Below are 3,453 nucleotides of genomic sequence, written 5' to 3' on the forward strand. Positions count from 1 at the left end.
CCTCAAGCGCGGGGGCCACCGCCTGTTCGGCGTCGAGCACCCCGCCGGCGTCCGGCGGCCCGCCGACTGGCTCGCCGACACCGGCCCCGGCGGGGGCGGTGCCGGTGGGGCGCGGCGGCGCGTCCGTGCCGGGTGCGCATTCCTCCGGGGGCGGTTTGGAATTCGCCGGTGCGCGGTCCGATGTCGATTCCCTCACTCCCCCCGGCCGTCCGGAATTCAGGGGTGCGTTGCCTAGAATTCGGTGCGGCCACGACACACGAGGGGAGCGGTGACCGTGCGACGGGACTTCAAGGGCCCAGCGGGCTGCCGCTCCGAGCTGGTCATAGGCCAGGAAGAGGCCACCGCGGCGGCGCGTGAGCAGCTCGGCCGGGGCGGCAGTGTGCTGCTGCACGGGCCGGCCGGAATAGGAAAGTCGACCGTGCTGCGGGCATTGGCCGCGGAATACGCCCCGACGGCCCGTACCGTGTTGCGCTGCTCGGCGACCGAGTCCGAATCCCACCTGCCGTTCCTGGCGCTGGCGGATCTCTTCGGGCTGGTGCTGGACGAGGTGTCCGCCACGCTGCCCGCCGCCCAGCGCACCGCGCTGGAGTCGGCGCTCACCGGCCGCGGCGAGTCCACCCTGCAGCGCGACGGTCTGGCGCTGCGCCTGGCGGTGCTCTCCGTGCTGCGCGCGCTGGCCGCCGAAGGCCCGGTCCTGATCGTCGCGGACGACCTGCAGTGGCTGGACTCGGCCAGCGCCGAGCTGCTGGGGTTCGCCGCCCGCCGGCTGGGCGAGACGCCCGTGCGGATGCTGTGCGCGGTGCGCACCGAGGACGAGGACTACGACCGGCACCTGCGCTCCCCCGCGCTCGGCTTCGCCCGCGCGGGAGGTCCCCCCTGCCCGCCCGACACCCTCTCCGTGCGCCTGGGCCCGCTGACCCGCGCCCAGGTCTCCGCGCTGCTGGACCACCGCGGCTACCCCGGCCTGCCCCGCTCCACCGTCCGGGACATCCACCGCACCAGCGGCGGCAACCCGCTGTTCGCCCTGGAGCTGGGCCGCGCCCTGGCCGAGAGCCCCACCCCGCCGCGCCCCGGGGAGCCGCTGCCGGTGCCCACCTCGCTGCGCGCCCTGGTGCTCGACCGGCTGCGGATGCTGCCGGACGAGGCCCGCCGCACCCTGCTCGTGGCCAGCGCGGGCGCCCGCCCCACCCCGGCGCTGCTGCACGCCGCCGGCCGGGTGAACGCCGAGGCGGAGTGCGCCCGCGCCGCCGAACTCGGGCTGCTGGCCACCGAGCCGGAGGGCCCGGCCGTGCGGTTCGCGCACCCGCTGATCTCGGCCGCGCTGTACGCGGAGGCCACCGCCCAGGAGCGCCGGGCCGCCCACGCCGCCCTGTCCACGGCGGCCTCCGACCCCATCGAGCGGGCCCGCCACCTGGCCCTGGCGACCACCGGCACCGATCCGGAGGTGGCCGCCCGGCTCGCCGAGGCGGCCACGCTGGCCCGGGACCGCGGGGCGCCGTCGGTGGCCGCCTCGCTCGGGCTGCTCGCCGCCCGGCACACCCCGGCCGGCGGCGAGGTGGGCCCGGACGAGCGGCGGCTGCTGGCCGCCGAGGACGCCATCACGGCGGGCGAGGTGGACCTGGCCCGGGACATCGCCCGCGAGGTGCTGACCCGGGCCACCGTGCCCGCCGAACGGGTGCGGGCGTGGATGGTGGTGATCGAGGCGGCCGGGCAGGCCCTCGGCGACGTGGACGCCGTCTTCCCGCAGGCCCTCGCCGACGCCGGCGACGACCCGCGGCTGCTCGCCCTGGTCCACTACCAGCTGGCCTGGCGCGGCCTGGTCGTGGGCGGCGACTTCGCCGAGGCCCGCCGGGAGGCCGCGCACGCCGCCGAGCTGGCCGCGCGCGGCGGGGACCGCCGTACCGAGCTGATGGCGCTGGCCTTCCAGGCGTCCACCGAGACCCTGATGGGCCATCCGGACGCCGCGGCCACCATCGCACGCGCGATGAGCGAGCCCCAGGACCCCTATGTGGCCTGCCACCACAACGGCGTCGGCTCGGCCCGTTTCCGCTTCCTGCTGATGAGCGACCGGCTCACCGAGGCCCGGGCGACCATCACGGCGCTGCTGCGCGAGGTGCGGCGGCGCGGCATGGTCGAGAGCGAGGTGCACTACCTGCGGTCCCTCGCCGAGACCGAACTGCGCGCCGGGCACTGCGGGCGGGCCCTGGACCTGGCCCGGGAGAGCCTGCGGCTGGCCCGGGACACCGGCATCGGCGAGGGCGCCTCGGCGATGCTGGCCTCCCTCGCCGAGGCGTCCGGCGGCGACACCGGCGCGGCGCTGGCGCTGGCCGGGGAGGCGGTGCGGCTCGCCGAGGAGGACGGCGACCAGATGTACCTCTCGCGGGCCCTGGCCGCCCTGGGGCACGCCCGGTTCGTGGCCGGGGACGCGCCGGCGGCGGTCGCGGCGCTGCGCCGGGTGCGGGAACTGGAACCGGCGCTCGGCATCACCGACCCGGCCCGCGGCCGCTGGCACGGCGACCTGGCCGAGGCGCTCGTGCTCACCGGGGAGGTGGCGGAGGCGCAGCAGGTCATCGACGTGGCCCGGCAGCAGGCGCTGCGGCTGGACCGGGAGGGCGTGCTGGCCGTGCTGGACCGGGCCGAGGCGCTGGTGCGGGCGGCCCGCGGCGAGACGCGGGCCGCCGTCGCCCAGCTGACGTCCGCGCAGGACCGGCTGGCCAGGCTCGGCATCGGCCTGGAGGAGGCGCGGGCCGCGTTCGCGCTGGCCCGGCTGCGGACCAGCGGGCGGCCCGGCCCGACGTCGTACGACGAGGCGGCGCGCCTGTTCCGGCGGTGCCGTGCGCTGCCGTGGCTGCGCCGGGTGGAGGCCGCCGCGCTGGACCGCCCCGCGCCGCCCGAGCAGGTGCCGGCGGCGCTGGAGGGGCTGGCGTCGATGGAGCGTCAGGTCGCCTCGCTGGTCATGGAGGGCGCCACCAACCGGGAGATCGCGGCGCGACTGTTCGTCAGCGTCAAGACGGTGGAGGCGACTTTGACCCGGGTGTACCGCAAGCTGGGGATCCGTTCGCGGGTGGACATCGTCCGATTGGCGGCGGCCCGGCGCGCGAAGTGAGCGCGGCGCGGGTTGACTGACGGCGTGGATCCAGTGAGGGCCGCCGCCGGCGGACCCCGGACCGGCCGAGGACGTCCCCGGCCGGCCTGGGGGTCGGCCGGGGGCGGTCAGGGACGACCGAGGGGTTCGACCGCGAGGTGACGACCGAGGGTTTTCCCTGCCCAACCCCCTTAGGGGGTTCCCTCATTGGAGGCGGGTGGGGCGACCCCTACCGTGAACGGCGTGCCGCTCGCCCGGGCACACGGGAGCTGGCTCTTATACACAACTGACGCTGCCGACGGCCCCCTACGTGGAGATCTCGTGGGGGGCGGCGTGCGTATACAACAAAAACAGTATGGAGGACGTCG

The 3,453-nt window shown here is 77.0% G+C and carries 1 protein-coding gene; it reads left to right on the plus strand.

Going from position 1 to position 3,453, the window contains the following annotated elements; all coding sequences use genetic code 11:
• Positions 1-268 precede the first annotated feature (268 nt).
• The gene (locus tag GV126_RS32815; RefSeq protein ID WP_159674672.1) at positions 269-3,106 is read left to right on the plus strand and encodes an ATP-binding protein; all 2,838 of its coding nucleotides are present in this window, start codon (positions 269-271) and stop codon (positions 3,104-3,106) included.
• Positions 3,107-3,453 lie beyond the last annotated feature (347 nt).

It is taken from the genome of Streptomyces mexicanus, assembly GCF_902506575.1.
GTDB classification, from domain to species: domain Bacteria; phylum Actinomycetota; class Actinomycetes; order Streptomycetales; family Streptomycetaceae; genus Streptomyces; species Streptomyces mexicanus.